Source organism: Winogradskyella endarachnes (assembly GCF_009741275.1).
Lineage (GTDB): Bacteria > Bacteroidota > Bacteroidia > Flavobacteriales > Flavobacteriaceae > Winogradskyella > Winogradskyella endarachnes.
Genome location: NZ_WOWS01000027.1, coordinates 1 through 602, shown reverse-complemented (window position 1 = coordinate 602; position 602 = coordinate 1). Strand labels below are relative to the sequence as shown.

Below are 602 nucleotides of genomic sequence, written 5' to 3'. Positions count from 1 at the left end.
TGTTTGTTATGTAGATCCTTGTGACCCAGTAGCCTCAGGAAATTTAGATACTGATGGCGACAATATAACTGATGTTTGTGATTTAGACGATGATAATGATGGTATTTTAGATGTATTTGAATGCCCACCTTCAGATAGTGGAATAGATGGTTCAATTTCAGATTTGGCTTATGATGTAACAACAAATGATGCAAACTCAAGTACAGAGTCTCATTATTTAAATAGTATTACGGTTTCAGGATTTGAATATGCAGACTTTATTTTACCAAGTGGTTATTCAAATAATATTTCTAATGTGACCGCTAACGATATGGTCTATATTACAGAAAATAATATAGGTGAAGAGTCAAATTTATTCACTGATTCTGATGATTTATTCGATGTAATTGCTTTGTCAGCATTTCAAGATAGAAATTTAAATCATTTTCAATATTTAAATAATAAAGATTTTACTGCAGATAGTTATGATTTAACGTATTCATATGATATAGTAACAACGGCAGGCATGTTTATTGCTATTACAGAACGAGGTGGAAATAACCGAGTAGGTGTTGAGGCTTTAGACAATTTGGGTAACTCTTTAGGGTCAATTTTTGTTAATA

1 pseudogene is annotated in these 602 nt (G+C 31.2%); it reads left to right on the top strand.

From position 1 onward, the window contains the following. A pseudogene (locus tag GN138_RS16370) lies at positions 1–602 on the top strand (hypothetical protein); the annotation flags it as partial.